Annotated in this window: 16 protein-coding genes and 3 tRNA genes; 13 read left to right on the top strand and 6 right to left on the bottom strand. The window is 46.1% G+C overall.

All coding sequences use genetic code 11. From position 1 onward, the window contains the following. Positions 1 to 356: 356 nt before the first annotated feature. The 9 genes from dnaN (at position 357) to NXS08_RS06540 (ending at position 9096) form a co-directional block, all read left to right on the top strand. Positions 357 to 1490 carry a DNA polymerase III subunit beta gene (gene dnaN / locus NXS08_RS06580; protein WP_259138695.1) on the top strand — a complete coding sequence of 378 codons (1134 nt, stop codon included), beginning with the start codon at positions 357 to 359 and terminating at the stop codon, positions 1488 to 1490. A 42-nt stretch (positions 1491 to 1532) separates the two neighbouring features. Next, entirely contained in the window at positions 1533 to 2759 is a 1227-nt protein-coding gene (recF, locus tag NXS08_RS06575; RefSeq protein WP_259138693.1) for a DNA replication/repair protein RecF, read from the top strand. Further along, the gene (locus tag NXS08_RS06570; protein WP_259138690.1) at positions 2752 to 3327 is read left to right on the top strand and encodes a DciA family protein; all 576 of its coding nucleotides are present in this window, start codon (positions 2752 to 2754) and stop codon (positions 3325 to 3327) included. The genes recF and NXS08_RS06570 overlap by 8 nt, the downstream gene beginning before the upstream one ends. Positions 3328 to 3642: 315 nt before the next feature. Next, positions 3643 to 5655, top strand: coding sequence for a DNA topoisomerase (ATP-hydrolyzing) subunit B (gyrB, locus tag NXS08_RS06565; protein WP_259138688.1), 2013 nt, complete (start codon positions 3643 to 3645; stop codon positions 5653 to 5655). A 37-nt stretch (positions 5656 to 5692) separates the two neighbouring features. Next, complete coding sequence (gyrA, locus tag NXS08_RS06560; protein WP_259138686.1) at positions 5693 to 8287, top strand: DNA gyrase subunit A; 2595 nt, start codon at positions 5693 to 5695, stop codon at positions 8285 to 8287. Further along, on the top strand, positions 8284 to 8691 hold the full coding sequence (locus NXS08_RS06555) for a DUF3566 domain-containing protein (protein WP_259138683.1): 408 nt from the start codon (positions 8284 to 8286) through the stop codon (positions 8689 to 8691). The genes gyrA and NXS08_RS06555 overlap by 4 nt, the downstream gene beginning before the upstream one ends. A 104-nt stretch (positions 8692 to 8795) precedes the next feature. Then, positions 8796 to 8869, top strand: a tRNA-Ile gene (locus tag NXS08_RS06550). 23 nt (positions 8870 to 8892) lie between these two features. Continuing rightward, positions 8893 to 8965 (top strand) — tRNA-Ala (locus NXS08_RS06545). A gap of 58 nt (positions 8966 to 9023) precedes the next feature. Then, a tRNA-Ala gene (locus tag NXS08_RS06540) sits at positions 9024 to 9096 on the top strand. Between the two features lie 746 nt (positions 9097 to 9842). On the opposite strand, the gene NXS08_RS06535 is transcribed toward NXS08_RS06540, so the two are convergent. From NXS08_RS06535 to NXS08_RS06525, 3 genes are all read right to left on the bottom strand, one after another. Further along, positions 9843 to 10343 carry a hypothetical protein gene (locus NXS08_RS06535; protein WP_259138681.1) on the bottom strand — a complete coding sequence of 167 codons (501 nt, stop codon included), beginning with the start codon at positions 10341 to 10343 and terminating at the stop codon, positions 9843 to 9845. Between the two features lie 343 nt (positions 10344 to 10686). Continuing rightward, a complete protein-coding gene (locus NXS08_RS06530; protein ID WP_259138678.1) occupies positions 10687 to 12330 on the bottom strand; it encodes a hypothetical protein in 1644 nt (547 codons plus the stop codon). Between the two features lie 113 nt (positions 12331 to 12443). Further along, complete coding sequence (locus NXS08_RS06525; RefSeq protein ID WP_259138676.1) at positions 12444 to 13070, bottom strand: DUF5324 family protein; 627 nt, start codon at positions 13068 to 13070, stop codon at positions 12444 to 12446. A gap of 200 nt (positions 13071 to 13270) precedes the next feature. On the opposite strand from NXS08_RS06525, the gene NXS08_RS06520 reads away from it, so the two are divergent. From NXS08_RS06520 to NXS08_RS06510, 3 genes are all read left to right on the top strand, one after another. Continuing rightward, positions 13271 to 13792: a peptidylprolyl isomerase gene (locus tag NXS08_RS06520; RefSeq protein WP_259138674.1), complete on the top strand. Its 522-nt coding sequence runs from the start codon at positions 13271 to 13273 to the stop codon at positions 13790 to 13792. Between the two features lie 4 nt (positions 13793 to 13796). Next, positions 13797 to 14717 carry a rhomboid family intramembrane serine protease gene (locus NXS08_RS06515; RefSeq protein ID WP_259138671.1) on the top strand — a complete coding sequence of 307 codons (921 nt, stop codon included), beginning with the start codon at positions 13797 to 13799 and terminating at the stop codon, positions 14715 to 14717. A gap of 347 nt (positions 14718 to 15064) precedes the next feature. Then, positions 15065 to 16003, top strand: coding sequence for a hypothetical protein (locus NXS08_RS06510; protein WP_259138669.1), 939 nt, complete (start codon positions 15065 to 15067; stop codon positions 16001 to 16003). 90 nt (positions 16004 to 16093) lie between these two features. On the opposite strand, the gene NXS08_RS06505 is transcribed toward NXS08_RS06510, so the two are convergent. The 3 genes from NXS08_RS06505 to NXS08_RS06495 are packed head-to-tail and all read right to left on the bottom strand — an operon-like array spanning position 16094 to position 17738. After that, positions 16094 to 16249: a hypothetical protein gene (locus NXS08_RS06505; protein WP_259138667.1), complete on the bottom strand. Its 156-nt coding sequence runs from the start codon at positions 16247 to 16249 to the stop codon at positions 16094 to 16096. Positions 16250 to 16255: 6 nt separating this feature from the next. Next, entirely contained in the window at positions 16256 to 17038 is a 783-nt protein-coding gene (locus tag NXS08_RS06500) for a class E sortase (protein ID WP_259138665.1), read from the bottom strand. Beyond that, entirely contained in the window at positions 17019 to 17738 is a 720-nt protein-coding gene (locus NXS08_RS06495; RefSeq protein WP_259138663.1) for a DUF881 domain-containing protein, read from the bottom strand. Before NXS08_RS06495 ends, NXS08_RS06500 begins: the two co-directional genes overlap by 20 nt. 120 nt (positions 17739 to 17858) lie before the next feature. Here NXS08_RS06495 and NXS08_RS06490 point away from each other — a divergent pair, with 120 nt between their 5' ends. Beyond that, entirely contained in the window at positions 17859 to 18128 is a 270-nt protein-coding gene (locus NXS08_RS06490) for a cell division protein CrgA (protein ID WP_259138661.1), read from the top strand. Positions 18129 to 18245 lie beyond the last annotated feature (117 nt).

The following is an 18245-nucleotide window of genomic DNA, read 5'->3' as shown; positions in this document are numbered from 1 at the left end:
CCAATTTTTAGTGGAAAACTCTACATTTTTCCTACTTACACTGTGCACACTCAAATGCTAGGCCGCAGCAAATACACAGGACTAGCAACTTAACCACAGCTGAATAAACAGTTCATACACAGATGACTTAACTGAAATTACAAGAAAATCTGGCATTATCCGCAGAATTCACAGTCCCTACTATGACTACGAAATTTCAATTAAAAGAAAAATCTCGCGCACAAAGAATCCACAGGCACTCACGAACTGAAAATACATCAACAGGAAATCAGCAGAGGATGGATTAAAAGCTATAAATGTCGTAAAGTAAAAAGGCTAGTAATTTATTTTAAGTCCCACTGAAAGGGAGATGGATCGTGAAGTTCACTGTCTCACGCGATGTTTTAGCGGAAGCTGTAAACTGGACTGCTCGTACTGTACCTTCGCGACCTTCAAGCCCCATCTTAGCGGGAATCAGGATTAAAGCTGAGAACGAAACACTTAGCCTTTCTTCTTTTGACTATGAAACTTCAGCTCACGCAGAAGTCCAAGCCCAAGTTGAACAAAGTGGAGACATTCTGATTCAAGGGCGGCAGCTAGCGTCAATCGCGAAAGCTCTTCCCAATCGAGATGTAGACTGTGCGATTGTTGATAATAAATTAATTATTAAATGCGGTAGTTCTCGTTTTGCACTAGCGAATATGAACGTAGAAGACTACCCAACTTTACCGGCAGTACCTGCTATAAAAGGAAAAATTGATGCGCAAGTTTTTGCGCAGACAATCAATCAAGTTTCCGTGGCGGCAGCTAGCGATGAAACAATTGCTTTGCTAACTGGGATTCGCATGGAAATCGAGGGCGATACTATCACTCTTTTGGCAACTGACCGTTACCGCTTAGCGATGCGTACTTTCCAGTGGGAACCTGCTGAACCCGGAATTTCTGCTGAACTTTTAGTTAAAGCGAAAACTTTAAACGACGTTGCTAAAAATATGGCAGTTGCCGGTGAAGTAGAAGTTGCTTTTAACACTGGGGAAACTGCCGGACAATCACTGATTGGATTTAGAGCCGGAGGTCGCCACACCACCTCTACTTTAATGGAGGGAGAGTATCCTCCAGTCCGCCGTCTTTTCCCAGAAAACACAGAAACTACCGCTTTGGTAAATCGGGCAGATTTACTTGAAGCAGTAAAACGTGTTTCTTTGGTAGCTGAGCAAAAGACTTCCCTAAGACTTGTCTTTACTGCCGGACAGGTGGTTTTAGAAGCTGGTCAAGATGACAATGCGCAGGCAACTGAAATCATCACCGCCCAGTTAAATGGTAAAGAAATTCGCACAGCTTTTAACCCACAGTATTTGCAAGCTGGACTTTCTGCGCTTACCTCACAGTACGTGCGTTTTTCTTTTACCGATGCGGCTAAACCAGCTGTATTGACCGGGCAAAGTGAACCGCTAGCTGAAGATGATCCAAGCTTCCGTTACCTGCTGATGCCAATTCGTTTCGGTATCTGATAAATATAGTTTTAAAATAATTTCCTAGGTTTAGGAATAACTATGTATGTTTCACACCTGGCGTTAAATGATTTTCGTTCCTACCGTGAAACATTGATTGAGTTCAAACCGGGAATAACAATTTTATTGGGATATAACGGGCAGGGAAAAACTAACGTTATTGAAGCTATCGCCTATTTAGCGCATCTTTCTTCCCACCGAGTAAATGCCGATAATGCGTTAGTAAGATATCCGCAACCTAGTGAAGCTTCTCCTTCAGCAGCGGTGATTCGCGCAAAGATTAACCGTGCTGAGCGGGAACGAATTTTAGAAATAGAAATCGTTAAAGGTAGGGCAAATCGGGCGCGTCTAAATCGGGTAGCGGTAAAACCAAGAGATTTAGTAGGGGAAATTAAAGTCGTAGTCTTTGCACCTGAAGATCTTAATTTAGTTAAAGGTGATCCGGCTACAAGACGGCATTTTTTAGATTCTGTAGCAACCCAAATGTGGCCCGCCTACGCGGCATTTAAAGCAGACTATGAGCGCGTTTTAAAGCAGCGAGCTTCTTTATTAAAGCAACTGGGTAAAATGCAAAGAAGTGGCCAAAAAGTAGACTTTTCTATGTTAGAAATTTGGGATGAACAGCTGGTCACTTTAGCGCGACAACTGGTTGCTTTGAGAATGAAACTAATCGCAGTCATTACTACTCCTACCCAGAATGCGCATGAAACTGTGGCCAGGGGAGTTAAAAAACTGCAGTTAGAGTATGCAAATTCAATACTGGAGGCTTTTCGGGAAGTACCTTTAGAAATAAGTGAATATAAATCTTTAAATGAGTTAGCTTCTAAAGAACCGGATTTATATGAAAAAATCATGCGAGAAGCACTGGTAAAACAGCGATCTAATGAGGTTAATCGGGGAGTTAATTTAGTTGGCCCCCACAGAGACGATCTTTTACTTTGGTTAGATGATTTACCGGTAAAAGGCTTTGCTTCCCACGGGGAAAGCTGGTCAGTTGCCCTGGCTTTACGGTTAGGATGTTTTGAAATTCTTACCAAGGAAGAATACGGGAAAGTTGAAACTCCGGTACTTATTTTAGATGATGTCTTTTCTGAGTTAGATGGCAACCGGCGCCGAGCTTTATTAGAAGCAATCAAACCGGCGAAACAGGTGATTATCACGGCGGCAGTAGAAACTGACGTACCAGCAGAAATTGAAGCGGAAGTTCTTTCAGTTACGTTCTCTAAGGAAACAGGTTCTGTCTGTGAGGCAGGTAAAGAAGATGCCTGAAGAAAATCCTTCTGTAAATGAGTACGCGCTTCAGGCTTTAGAAAGACAGCAGGCAGCTGCGCGGCGAAAAGGCTATTTTCCAACTGGGGTGGCTTCCCCAAAGATTAGAAGAACAGCAGCTGAAACTGAAATAAATGAAGGGACAGAGCTTCATCAAGATAATCTGAGAACTTTAAGGTTTAAAAATTCTCCGGGCTTAGCCCGAGCCGATCTTTTATCGGCACGCGATATTCCTAAACAAATCGGTCAGGTGATGCAGCGCCTGATTGCAAATAATGGTTGGCAGACGCAGTTAAGCATAGCTGCTTTGAGTCAAAACTGGAGTGAAGTAGTTGGGGTAGCTACGGCAGCGCACTGTTGGGTAGATAGTTTTGACCCTGATAAAAACCTGCTTTGTTTGGGAACCGATTCTCAGGTTTGGGCTAATCAACTTCGGCTTTTACTTCCCCAAATTGAGGCAAAAATTTCTACCTTGGTGGGGGATTCGGTAATTCAGCAAGTAATTATTTTAGGACCCGAAGCTACTGCGCGCAGGAATCCGGGTCAGCGACCAGGTTTAGACACGTAAGCTTCTGAAAATGTGGTGAGACAGACACTTTTCGTTGACAAATATGCGGGAAGTTTTACACAGTCGAAAAACCCTTGAAAAATCGGGGAAATTTCGCCTTTCTAACAGGTTATGCACAGGTTATCCACAAAGTTTGTAAGTAATTCACAGTAAATCGGTGGAAACTCAGGCCTACACCTTGTTAGCTCAGGAAGAAAAGAGGCTAAAAATGGTAGAATAATTGAGGATAATTATGTAATTTTTCGTCCTCGAAAAACGCGAAAAATGGAGTGCGAGTGAACCTGTGTTCACCCCGGAACTATTAAGGGGGCCGGCTTGGCTGACCAAGAAATAACCGGAACTGACACCAGCTCATACGGTGCAAGTGATATTACTGTTTTGGAAGGGCTCGAGGCCGTTCGTAAACGACCTGGCATGTACATCGGTTCCACCGGAGAACGTGGGTTACACCACCTGGTTTACGAAGTTGTCGATAACGCAGTAGACGAAGCCCTGGCCGGGTACTGCGATCACATTGAAGTAACTATTCGCAAAGATGGCGCAGTTACCGTAGTAGATAACGGACGCGGTATTCCCGTGGATATTCACCCCACTGAAGGAAAACCTACAGTTGAAGTAGTTATGACTATTTTGCATGCCGGTGGTAAGTTCGGTGGCGGCGGTTACGCAGTTTCCGGTGGTCTGCACGGCGTAGGTATTTCAGTAGTAAACGCACTTTCCAAACGAGTTGATACAGAAATTCGCCGGCAAGGATACGTTTGGCGACAATCATTTGGTAACGGCGGTAAGGCACTTACAAAGCTAGAGCGCGGTGAAGAAACTGCAGAAACCGGTACCTCTCAAACTTTCTATCCAGATCCAGAAATTTTTGAAACCATCGAGTTTTCTTTTGAAACGTTACGGAAACGCTTCCAGCAAATGGCCTTTCTCAACAAGGGTTTGCGGATTACTTTAACTGATGAACGAGCCACCTTAGATGACGGCGACGAAATTGCTGGGGAAGATACCGACGAAAATGCTGAAAAGGAACCCCTATCAGTAACTTATCAGTACGATCAGGGGCTTTACGACTACGTACAGTTCATTAACTCCACTAAAAAAACTGAAGTCATCCACGATGACATTATTGCTTTTGAACATGATGCGGGAACTCTCTCAGTAGAAATCGCGATGCAGTGGACGAAAGCCTACTCAGAATCAGTTTTCACCTACGCGAACACTATTTCTACTACCGAAGGTGGCACCCACGAAGAAGGTTTCCGTGCGGCGCTGACTTCCATCATCAACAAATACGCGCGGGAAAAGGGAATCCTAAAAGAAAAGCACGATAACCTTTCGGGTGAGGACATTCGAGAAGGTTTAACCGCAGTTATTTCTATTAAACTCACCGAACCACAGTTCGAAGGTCAGACTAAGACAAAACTGGGTAATACTGAAGCACGTACCTTCGTCCAACAGCAGGTATACCAACAGTTTGGTGACTGGTTAGACTCCCACCCAGCAGAAGCAAAAGCAGTAATTGTTAAAGCTCTTTCCGCACAGGAAGCTCGTTTAGCAGCCCGTAAAGCAAGGGAAGCTACCCGCCGTAAAGGAGTATTAGAATCAGCTTCCATGCCGGGTAAACTGCGCGACTGTTCTTCCAAGGACGCAGCAAAATGCGAAATTTACATAGTCGAAGGTGACTCCGCGGGTGGTTCCGCGGTGATGGGCCGTGATCCTGAACATCAGGCAATCCTTCCGCTCCGCGGAAAGATCCTCAATGTTGAAAAAGCTCGCCTGGACAAAGCCTTAGACAGCCAAGAAATTCGCGCACTAATTTCTGCCTTCGGCACCGGAATTGGCGACGAGTTCGACATTTCTAAACTTCGTTACGGCAAAATCGTGCTCATGGCAGACGCTGACGTAGACGGACAGCACATCACCACCTTATTGATGACCCTCCTGTTCCGCTACATGCGCCCAATTGTAGAAGCCGGACACGTCTACCTGGCACAACCTCCGCTGTACCGACTTAAATGGACTAACGCCACCCACGAATTCGTCTACTCTGACGCAGAACGTGACGAAGCAATTGAAAAAGGTAAAGCCGCCGGAAGACGACTACCAAAAGAAGGTGGCGTACAACGCTACAAGGGTCTGGGAGAAATGAACGCCCAAGAACTTTGGGAAACCACCATGGATCCAACTAAACGCACACTAAAGAAAATCGAGATTGCGGAAGCAGCAATTGCCGACGAAATCTTCACCATCCTCATGGGTGACGATGTGGAATCACGTCGCTCTTTCATTCAGCGCAACGCACAAGACGTTCGTTTCTTAGACGTATAAACCTGAATGAAATAACCCTAAGCAGAAGATTGAGAACATGAGCGAAGATAAAAACACCCCCGAAACCGACCTGACCGTAGACAACGCAGCAGAAACTGAACAAGACACCGGTCGCATCAACTACGTTGATATCGAAGCAGAAATGCAGAACTCTTACCTGGCGTACGCAATGTCCGTTATTGTGGGCCGCGCCCTCCCGGAAGTAAGAGACGGGCTTAAACCAGTCCACCGGCGCATCCTCTACGCCATGTATGACGGCGGATTCCGCCCCAACGCAGGTTTCTACAAGTGTATGCGTGTAGTTGGTGACGTACTGGCAAAATTCCACCCACACGGTGATAAAGCAGTTTATGACGCACTAGCACGTTTAGTACAACCCTGGTCAATGCGCTACCCACTAATTGCCGGACAAGGTAACTTCGGTTCCCCCGGTAACCTTGGCCCCGCAGCACCACGTTACACCGAATGTAAAATGGCTCCACTGGCAATGGAAATGGTGCGTGACATTGACGAACAAACCGTTGATTTTGTAGATAACTACGACGGACGCGACCAAGAACCAGTAGTCCTACCATCGCGTTTCCCGAACCTTTTAGTAAACGGTTCGGAAGGTATCGCCGTGGGTATGGCAACTCGCATTCCACCCCACAACTTAAAAGAAGTAGCTGCCGGCGTGCAATGGTACTTGGAAAACCCTAAAGCCAGCCGTGAAGAACTTCTAAACGCATTAATTGGGATCATTAAAGGCCCAGATTTCCCTACCGGAGCCACCATTTTAGGGCGCACCGCCATTGAGCAGGTATACCGCACCGGGCGCGGCTCCATCATTCAACGTGCGATTGTAAACATTGAAGAAATCCAAAATCGTCAATGTCTGGTAGTTACCGAATTCCCCTACCAGGTAAACCCAGACAACCTGGCATTAAAGATCGCTCAGCTGGTCAAAGACGGAGCCTTAGCTGGAATCGCAGACATTCGCGACGAAACCTCAGACCGTTCCGGACAGCGTTTAGTAATAGTTCTAAAACGTGACGCAGTAGCAAAGGTAGTTCTCAACAACCTCTACAAGCGCACCGACTTACAGTCCTCATTCCCAGCAAACATGCTGGCCCTGGTCGATGGAGTGCCCCGCACCCTGTCATTAGATGGCTTCGTACACTACTGGGTCAAACACCAAATCGACGTGATTATTCGTCGCACTAAGTTCCGTTTAGCAAAAGCTAAAGAACGTCTCCACATCCTCGAAGGCTACCTGAAAGCCCTCGACGCATTAGATGAAGTAATTGCGCTGATCCGCAGGTCTGCAACCGTTGAAGACGCGCGCAGCGGATTAATGGACTTACTGAAGATCGACGAAGTACAAGCTGACGCCATTTTGGCAATGCAGTTGCGTCGCCTGGCCGCCCTCGAACGGCAAAAGATACTGGACGAACACGCCCAGCTGGTTGCTCGCGTTAAAGATCTGGAAGATATTATCGCCACCCCCGCACGCCAACGCACCATTGTCAGCGAAGAACTGGCAGAAATCGTGGAACGTTTCGGAGACGAACGCCGCACCGAGATTGTGCCTTTCAACGGGGAAATGACTGACGAAGATCTGATTCCAGAAGAAGAAGTAGTTGTCACCATCACTCGTGACGGATACGCAAAACGCACGCGGATTGATAACTACAAAGCCCAGCACCGCGGCGGTAAGGGCGTGCGCGGAGCAAAACTGCGCCAAGATGACGTGGTGGAGCATTTCTTTGTCACCACCACCCACCACTGGCTCCTATTCTTCACTAACTTGGGGCGCGTTTACCGGGCAAAGGGTTACGAGATTCCCGAGGGCGGACGCGATTCACGTGGCCAACACGTAGCCAACCTACTGGCTTTCCAACCGGATGAAGCGATTTCTCAGGTGCTGGCTATCCGCGATTACGAGCAGGCCTCTTACCTGGTTTTGGCAACTAAATCCGGTTTGGTTAAGAAAACTGCGTTGGGAGATTACAACTCACCTCGTTCTGGCGGTCTGATTGCGATTAACTTGCGTTCTGACGAGGCCGGACAGGTAGATGAACTGGTTTCAGCCGCCCTAGTAAACGCGGAAGATGATTTGATACTAATTTCCCGCGGCGGCCAGTCATTGCGCTTTAACTGCACTGATGAGGCAGTGCGTCCGATGGGACGCTCCACATCAGGGGTACGCGGAATGCGTTTCAAAGACGAGGATTCCTTGCTCACCATGGAAGTTGTCGAACACGATTCCGATCTGCTGGTAGTTACCGAGGGCGGATTTGCGAAGCGTTCAGCAATTGACACCTATCCGGTGCGCGGGCGCGGCGGTTTAGGCGTTAAGGTGGCAAACCTTGTGGAAGAACGCGGCGGCCTGGTTGGTGCTTTGAAGGTACGCGAAGAGGACGAAGTCTTAGTTATTATGGAATCAGGTAATATTGTGCGGATTCCTGTAGCTGAAATTTCTCGGACCGGGCGAACCACTCAGGGCGTGACCTTTGCGCGTCCATCGGAAGGTGACCGAATTATTGCGGTGGCTCGGAACTTGGAAACCAGCTTAGACGACGCCGACGAAGAAACCGGCGACGCAGCCGACACAGTTAAAGAAACCCCACAAGTGGAGGAGACTAAGCAGTGAACAGCATACAAAAACGACAAAGCGAGCCAGAGCTAAGTGATGATCTGCCCCGCCAGCTTACCCTCACCGTAGCCCGCGTTGATCTGTGGAGCGTCGCAAAAATCGGGTTTCTTCTTTCGGTAGCCGGAGCCATCATTCTGAACGTAATGACCCTAGTTATTTGGCTGATGTTAGATGCCATGCACGTTTTTGGCTCCATCGAAGAATTCCTCACGCGGATTGGGGCAGATAACTTTGTGAGCCTCCTAAAATACCTGCATTTGCCTCAGGTAATGTCAATGAGTACTTTAGTTGGGGTCGCAAATATTATCCTCTTAACGGCCCTGGCAACTTTAGTGGCTCTGATTTACAACCTGGTTGCCTCTTTAGTCGGTGGCTTACAAGTCACTTTGATGGATGAATAATCGAGTTCCTAACTGCAATAGCTTTTAGTGCTTTACTTCACCTTTGGCGTATTTGGCATTTATAGGTTAAGTCAGTTAGACTTTTATAGTGCGAAACGCACGGAGGGCCTATAGCTCAGTCGGTTAGAGCGCTTCCCTGATAAGGAAGAGGTCGCTGGTTCGAGTCCAGCTAGGCCCACTGTTCTAAATAGAACAGCCTTCGGGGCTATGGCGCAATTGGTAGCGCACCTGCTTTGCAAGCAGGGGGTTAGGGGTTCGAGTCCCCTTAGCTCCACCGAATCCGGTGGAAACACAGAATGTGCTGAAACTGTGATTACGAAATAAATAAATACGGGGCTATGGCGCAATTGGTAGCGCACCTGCTTTGCAAGCAGGGGGTTAGGGGTTCGAGTCCCCTTAGCTCCACAGTTTACCCACTCATGTTGAGACAATTTCGCGTGAGTGGGATTTTTGTTGCCCGCCTACAACAGATCATGATCTACCGGGCAAACGGATGACTAGGCGATTGCTCAGCGCAATCAAGCAGCAATGACATCTCGATTGGGAAGAGCTGAAAACTCGTACACAAAATGTTGAATCACGCTTGGTACAGGCAACGGTTGAAAGCGGTCATTGATATGAACGCTCGCTCTCATGGGATTAATCCTGACGAAGCCCAGTGGTAGTAACATCATCACACTGACCAAGCTATATCTAAGCCGAGAGGTCAAATGAAAGATGCGTGCGTGTTTGATTGCAGAGTGGGGATTTCCGTAGAATAAGGCAGAAAACTTTTGCCCGCGACTAATCTTCCTCTTTGGCACTTGTATCAAAATGAGCGGCTTTCAAGGGATTTTATCGTTCTGAGTGAGTGTAGAGTAACTCTTGATGATGACCGGTAGAGGCAACAACCTTGGGTCTACACGGACTGACAAGCTTGCTAACTCTTCAATCGTGTTGCCGTCAGGTGATGGTGTGTGAAGCCCAATAGGTGCCGGTGACAGGCAATCAAGTTTAGCTAAATCAAGTTTAAGTTCATCATCAGAAGATTAAAAGCAATTGTGGTTGCTCGCAGAGAGTGAATCAATCCGAGCAGCACCAGACAAGATCAAGGATATATTGACTGGTAATTTGGAATACTTATAGTTTTACCTTCGCTGTTTGGCTTGATACTAGTATCCTTGAGTCCAGTATGGGATTGTTGAGTTATCGTACGGAAACATTTGCGTCACACCTTCATATAGGCTGATCTCGCCAGTCGCACAAACAATGGCATTGCTAGGCAATTGATCAAACCAAGTATCCCAATAAACTAGAGTAAAACGCTCAGGATTAGGATAATCGCGACCAAGATTTACAAAAGTTCCATATTCAGTACCTCGCATACTCCGCAACGGACCACAGACTGTTTGTGAAGTACCGATATAAGCATCAGCTTCACTCCAGCTAACTGCATTAGCTACTGGCCAGTCAGGTCGTGTCTTAGAGAGATGATTGATCTCATTATATTGAAACGTTATACGATCATTCGCTGATTCTTCTTCACGTTTTTGATACTGCTCAGCACGAGTTTCCACAGAAAGAGATTTTTTAGATTCACTTTTTGTGCCACATGCTGTGGAAGTCAACAAAAGAGATATACAAATAAATAAACCAAGCTTACGAAATCTCATCGTGCCTCGTTGGAAAAATCGTGTTACAGATGGGAAATATAGACACATTATAATGGAGTTTAGAATATATAAGCAAGCTTTCAATATAAATTGAAAACGATGCTTAATCGTTTGTTGAAAATTCTTTAAGACCAAATTATTTTTGTATTCAGTTAAAGATCATTGCGGATACTGCAACCGGTTTAATCCATGAAGGGCACCCTATTTTGTATTGACTCTGAAAGTTGAATAATACTGTGGCTTGGCTGCAGCAGATTTTTCTTTCCGAGGGCGGCAGCTACCGGTAAATTAATTAATGCGGGAACAAAAGTTCCCGCATTAATTAATGTATTAAAAGGTAGGGTTAGAAGAAATCTACGCTCTTGATCTCTATGGGATGAGACTTCGCAGCTATTTCAATCTTTTTAATCACCCCAGCTGAAACTTCGGCAGGAAGTTCCAGACGAATAGTTGCTAACTGGTAGATCCCATTAGAACCAGCCCCAGAACGATTTTGTAAAGCGGGGTGGGTGGGAGCTACTGCCAAGGTGTGGGTAGTACCATCAGCTAAAGTAAGCACTATTTCTATGGGAGCACCCTCATCTGCCATGGAGCCCACCGGAGTTACGTGAACTGCTAAACCAGACGCCCCCTTTACCTCAACTTCCGCATAAGCAGAAGTCAGATAGCCAACTTCTGTGAGGATTTGAACGATTCCCGTTTTTGGTTCTGGACAGGCGTTAGGAATTTGAATGGGACTCATCGGGTCTGGATTAATACAGAGACTGAAAGAGTTTTCTGCCTGAGCTTTAAACTGGTCGGCATTAACTGAAGCTAACGATTTCGGGGTATGTGCCAGCCAACGTGCCGGTAGGTTAGCTACTTTTTCAGGGAGGGTAACCTTGGAAGTGATCGGCAGGGAAGTTTTCGCGTCAGTTAAGGTAGCGTTAAACCAATCTAAACCAATTTCTTTTAGAACCCTTTGATGTTCTGTTGCGTCAGGACATTCACGTTCGTCGCAACCAATCCGATCATCTATTCCCGCAGACGCAGCGGTTTCGTTAATCAGCATATGTCCTAAACCGGGAACAGAAACTACGTTAGCCGGATGTTCTCTAACTGTCGGTAGATAGTGTCCTAACCAAAGATTTGCTGAAGGGCCCACATCAGCGTCATATTCGCCAGCTACCGCCAGGTAGGGAATATCTGCTGGGGCGGGGGAAATAGCAGCGATTTCTACAGTGTCATAGGCTGGCCCGTAAGCTAAAACGCTCTTCACTTCAGTTTTTCCGAAAAGCTCTTGAGCGGCTTCGACCATTGCCGCAGAACGAGAATGTACCAGCAACCCCACGTTTGAAAAGTTAATTTTCGCTAGTTTTTCAACTCCGAAAATGTTGGTTTCACCAGCGGAATCGGATTTAAGTGCGTCTACAAATTTCCCTACGCTCTGCTTCCACATGGCGCGTTGATCATAGGGCTGTTGAACGTCACTACCTACAAAGATGCCTCCCAGATCGGGAATAATCACTGTGTAACCATTTTCTGCCAGGAACTGCGCGTAATAGTGCATACCCTGGTCGTAACGAAGTTCCTCGCTACCTTGAGCGCAGGGATAAGAGAAATTTCCATCAGCACAGTTGGGAACACGCAGGTGGCTAATCACTACCAGAGGGGAAGCATCGCCCGTAAATTTTTGAGCGGAAACGACTTCAGGTTTTGGTGCTACTAACAGGCCTCTAAGCGGAGCACTGTACTTTTGGTCAGAAGTGCTATTTCCGAAGTCAATTTCAACTGAAATAGTGGAGTCTTTAGAAGTGATTTTACGTTCTGCTAAAACTCGTTGCGGATCCGCTAAAGGCCCTGAGGCGGGTTCTGGAAGATTAGAGTCTGAATTGGAAGAAGTATTTGGAGCAAAGGCTTCCAGATCGGCTGTTACCAAGGAACAGCCAGCTAAAGAAAACAGGAGCGTAGCTGCACTGGCAACGGTTAAGTAATTTTTCGTTTTCATAGAACCTTTTTACCGGATTATTTATAAAGAGAAAACTACATTCCGCATGAAAGCATAAAAATGTGGTTGGTGTAGTTAAACTACACCAACCACACTAGAAGTTTAGAAAAAGACTACTTCTCGTCCTTTTCCAGCTCAGCTTCTAAGGCTTCGAGTTCTTCTAACTCAGCCAGTTCAGCATCAACTTCAGGTAAAGTAGCTTCTTCAACAATGAACTCGTCTACTTCAACATCAGTATCAAGGTCAGCCCAGTATTCGTCTGCCCAAGGATCGTCGATTGGCTGAGAACGACGCCATGCCAGGTAACCGGCACCTGCTACCGCAGCGGTTCCTAACGTCCACAAAGCCACACGACCGGCGCGGAAACGACGCTTTTTAGGTGCTTTCAACGCTTCAATAGAAGCATCAGAGGCTTTAGAAACTTTTTCAACCAAAGTGCCATCTTCAGCCATTGCACGCTGAGCTTCACGAGCAGCTTCTTCAATCCGAGGAAGGTATTCTTCAACTACCTTATCGTGAACGTTATCAAGGTAAGGACGTACTTTTACTGCAGCTTCTTCAATTTTTGGAGCCACGTAGGTGACTGTTTCTTCGTACAGGCTCTGTGCCTTTGGAGCAGCCCACTCATAGCCTTGTTCAGCTAGTTGAGAAGCTTTAGAAACCAGTTCCTCACCGTGACGTAAAGCAACTTCGCTTAGGTTTTCGAGCTCTTGCTGGATTTTCTTTTTATCAACAGCCATGATTCTTTCCTTCCAAATAAATTCCGCTCCTTAACGTTGAAAACGTAAAGCAGCAAAAAATTCTCTCACTTTCTATTTTGCAATGAAATCGACGGTTTTGCAGAGGAAAATCTACGAAGAAATGAAAAATCGACTTAAATTGCGCAAAATCGTTCGGCTTCACCCGGGCAGTTTGGGGAACTTATGTCAGAATTAGGAGTATGAAAGCTACAATTCAAACTTCGCTCGGCAACATTCGCCTGGAGCTTTACCCTGAACATGCCCCTGTAACTGTCCAGAACTTTGCTGACTTAGCTCGCGGAACCCGCCCTTGGACTCATCCAGAAACTGGCGAAACTATGAATGAGCCACTTTATGATGGAGTTATTTTCCACCGCGTCATCTCTGGTTTCATGATTCAAGGCGGTGACCCGCTGGGAATGGGCTTCGGCGGCCCCGGCTATGTTTTTGACGACGAAATTCATCCTGACCTAAAGTTCTCTGAACCTTATTTATTGGCTATGGCTAACGCCGGTAAGCGTATGGGAAAGGGCACTAACGGAAGCCAGTTCTTCATTACCGTGGCACCTACTCCACATTTGAACGGAAACCACACTATTTTCGGTAAGGTAGCCGATGAGGAATCTAAGCAGGTAGTAGATCAGATTGCTAACGTGCGAGTTTCTTTCCAAGACCGTCCAGTTGATGAAGTAATTATTTTCCACATCGAAATCGAGGATTAATCCGTTGAACGACCAGCCTAACTATGGGCAACGGTTTGAGAATTTTGAATGGATCGCCTGCTACCGTCACCCACGTGAGCAGGCGATCTCTAAATGTAAACGTTGCCAGCGAAATACCTGTTTAACCTGCACCGTTCCAACTGAAGTTGCGACAGTGTGCGCAGACTGTGCTTCAGAGTCAGTCGCTCACCTGGGGGTAGTCTCTAACGGAGGATACTCTTCAACTCCAGTTAAGTCAGCGGGGCAGTCACCTTTTTCTACGAAAACTTGGTTCGGCGGAGGAGTCACCCTCACCGCAACTAATGTTTTAGTTGCGGTGATTACGATAGTTTCTTTAGCTGCGTTTGTTTTTCCCTCTGTCGCTGGGTTACTTGCTTTTCACCCGGTGGCAGCGTTATCGCAACCGTGGCGGTTTTTAACGGTAATGCTGATCCACGGTGGGTTTGTTCACCTGCTGTTTAACATGTATTCACTTTACCTGGTGGGTAATCCGCTGGAGCGGACGCTGGGGGTAGCTAAATATCTGGGGATTTTCTTCGCATCAGTATTTGGTGGCTCACTGGCTGCTCTCCTGTGGACTTTGTTCACTAGTCAGATTGCTTGGACAGTGGGAGCCAGCGGCGGCATTTTTGGTTTGTTCGCGGCAATTTTCATTTTGCAGCGGCAAACTGGAGTTGATGCGCGGTCGATGGGTTTCTTGCTGGTAGTTAACTTAATTATTAGCTTTAGTTTCTCTGGGATTTCTTGGCAGGGTCATTTAGGTGGCATGCTGACCGGTGGGCTTTTGACTTGGTTGATTTATAAGTTTGCTTTGCCTCGGCCGGGGCGGACTGTGGGAGAAGCTAAGCGGGCTGCTGAGCTAATTTTTATCGGTTTCTTATTTTCGGCTATTTTGCTGCTTTCTTTCGCAGTTTGGATACGGTAAATAAGATTTTCCGAGGGCGCCAATCTGAACTTTCAAGTTCGGGTTGGCGTTTTTATTTGCTAAGCCTTTACTGAAGCGTAGTTTTCCACAAACCTGTCCACAATCTGGGGAAAACTACACTAATGTAGTTTCCCCAGATTGTGGGAAACCCTGTGGATAATTCACAGAATTAACAAGTTAATTTTCAAAATATCCACCTTATACACAGCTACCCGTGAAACCGAAATAGTAACAAACGTTTCCTATTCCGCCTTAAAGCAAGTAAACTAAAGGATAGAAACTAGGTTGTTTATCCCAAAACACGAAAGTAATTAATAGTGAAGTGGTTTAGATCCTTAACGTTAGAAATGCAAGCATTTATTGCAACAACACTAGCGTTACTACTCGTTTTCGGAGTCGGCACTTTAGCCTACCGAACGGCAACCGCCGCCCACCGGCAAGACTGCATGAGCTTAAACGAAACCTACGCGGAACTTGATAAGCAGTTCCAATCTTCTAAAACTCACGCCGAAGAAATCATTGCGAGTTTAGAAAAAGCCCCACACGCAGAGGGCTTCAGTTCTTTCAGCAGTGGGAAAAAGAATATCAACTTAATTGAAGACGCGATTGCACAATACAGCCTTATTACAGACGCTTGCACCCCAAATTCCAACGAACGCGAATATAAGGATGCAATCGAGAATAATCGGCGAATCATCACCCAGATTGACAACGCCGCTACCGATTTAGAAACCTCTCTAAAAAACTTCCAACTTAAGAATCTTTCCGAGCAGTTAGAAAAACAGGTAGACCAGTTTAAAGGCGCAAAACTAATGGTAAGCGCCGTAATTGAAAGAGCTAAACACCAAGCAGGTTACGTTACCACCTCAGGTGGAACTCAAAACCTGAAACAGGCAGAAACTACACTATCAGACCTAGACGCAAAAATTACGGCGTACACCGCGGAAGTAACTGCCGTAGAAGTTTTAGAAGAACGCTTAAAGCAGATTGAAAATGACAAAAAAGTCATTACCAACGCAAAAACACTGGTAGCGCAAATCGATAAAGACCTGGCAGCTTTCGCAAAACCCGTAGAAAACGAAGAAGACACAAAAGATCCTAAGAAAGAGCCTGAAAAGGACAAGGAAAAAGCAACTCAAAATCAATCTGAAGATAATGACGTTTTACTATACGGAGATAACTGCGAAGGCGATAACGTCTACGAATACCGGCGTTCCCTCGGCTGGGATCTGGCCAGTGCAAAAGCAGACGCGCAAGCAAAGTGCGAAAGTATCCGTAACCCCTAACCAGTAAGCTTCCAGTAGTACATTAAAAATCCCGAGGGCGTTGTATAAAGCTATACTAACGCCCTCGGGAAATTTTAAAGCCGCAACCGGTTACGAAACAGTTGATTCACTCAACCCAAAGTAATCTTGCGCCCAGGGAAAACCCCAGGTTAGCAGCGCGTAAACGATCACCCCAACCAATAAAAGCGACTGAGCAACTTTTAACCAAGTTGGACCCGGCAAATGCCGAAATATCCATGCGTACATAAGCCTTTATCCCTTCAAAGTATTAGCAAGTTCCTGGGGGATTCCACTTTCGCGAGGCACCCAATGAACATACTTGGTGTAAACAATATACCGGTGTGAATTACCCCAGATCGGATCGCAGGTAGTTAATGTCATTAAACGTTCCGTAGGCTGAATCCCCACCTGATTAGGAACCGGCTCTAATACCTCAACCTGTGTTGGCTCAACAATTTCCCAACTGGAAACTTCATAAACGAAAAACGCGTCAGAAGTTTCCGCCACAATTCGGTCACCGACCTGTAGGTCGTGAACATATTGGAAAGCATTCCCATAAGAAAGACGGTGCGCTGCTAAAGCAAAGTTACCAACTTCCCCTAAAGCCTGCGTAGTTGGGTAATGTCCGGCGTAGCCTTGGTTAATAACGTCTAATCCGACCCCTTCAGCCATGGGCACAATCGCGTTCCAACGAGGAACGTGCAACTTACCTAAAGGAGCTCCATTCGCATCAACCTTAGCAACTGGCGGAGCATCTGTACGAGGTTCACCAATCTTCAACTTATTGCCCTGTTTAGGGAGGGGTTTCAAAGCTTTATCGAACTGGGAAACTGCCTGATCGAGCTGGCGATTAACTTCCCAAGAAGTCCAGACAACCTGCCAGAAAACAAACAGACCCAAAACTAAAGAAATCGTAATTAGTACTTCACCAACTACCCCAATTAGTGCTGCAAATAAAGGAGTTTTTGGTTTTTCCTGCTCTTCAATTGGCTTAGCGTGGCGAGGCTTCTCATGCCTAGCGTGACGTGCTTCCATCTTTTAATACTCTCACATACTTATAGTCGGTTAGCGTTTTAACCCTGGTAATAACAATATCCGATGACTCTTCGACATGGAAACCTAAATGGTAGCGGTTTACGTATTGTTGGAAGATCTGGATTGCCTCATCATTAGCAATTGCTTGCTTCAGATTTTGCGGGTCACCGATAGCTGAAATAACAAAAGGCGGAGAGTGTAATTTACCGTTAATGTTAATCACGTTACCCACACAACGCACTAACGTATTTGGGCGAACTTCCAACCCACCAATGGCCACAGAATCTGCTCCGCCAGCCCAAAGCGCGTTAAAGACCGCTTCAATATCACCCTGGTGAATCACCAGGTCATCCGCAGACGCCCCATCAGGCAATTTATCAGTATAGGGGGCATCTGTTAAAGCTACCGAGATTCCAGGCCCACGGTATCCGTGAGGTTGGGTAACGGCGTCAGAAGTGGGAACTTTTGCTTGCTTCGTAAGTAACTCAACTTGGTTTTTAGCTGCAGTAACTTCCGCCTGTAATGCTTCAACAGTAGCTTCTTTATTTCGAGCCAAAGACGGCAGGTCTACCCCTAAACGAGTGGTTTGAGTTGTGTCGTTTGAAAGGTAGCTGATCGTAAAGAGAATCCCAATGGCAACCATTGGTAGTAACACAAAGAGACTGGAAACTAAGGAGAACTTCGTTTTCTGATTGCCCACGCGTGAAGGCTCCTCCCCAGATAGTGTTTTTACTGATAATCTAATTTTAGTATTGATTGATAATCGATGGGTTTCAAGTGGAAAACTAACTCATCTAATAAAACTAGAAAGGTTACGTAGGTGCCTGAATCACGTAAACGTAAAAAGAAGAATAAGCAAGTCGTACAGGCTGATACGGAAATTCAAAAGTCATGGGTAGATGATGTGCCTCTTTCACCTACCTGGTGGGCACCTACTTTCATTACCCTAATGATCTTAGGCCTACTGGTTATGCTGACCTATTACATGAGCGGCGCCCAGTACCCCATCCCCGGAGTTGGACACTGGAATATGGCCTTAGGTTTGGGCCTAATGCTAGTGGGGTTCTTCATGACCTTACGCTGGCGTTAAGTGAATGTCAGCTAACTGAAAATTTAGTTTAAAGTTTCTCTGTCCCCTTGAAAGAAAATCTTTCAAGGGGACAGTTTTAAATAAAAAGTAGCTGGCGGAAGCCATTAAACTTCCACC

It is taken from the genome of Gleimia sp. 6138-11-ORH1, from assembly GCF_024814355.1.
Taxonomy (GTDB): domain Bacteria; phylum Actinomycetota; class Actinomycetes; order Actinomycetales; family Actinomycetaceae; genus Gleimia.
Note: the sequence above shows the minus strand (reverse complement) of the source record. Positions and strands in the feature narration are given on the sequence as shown.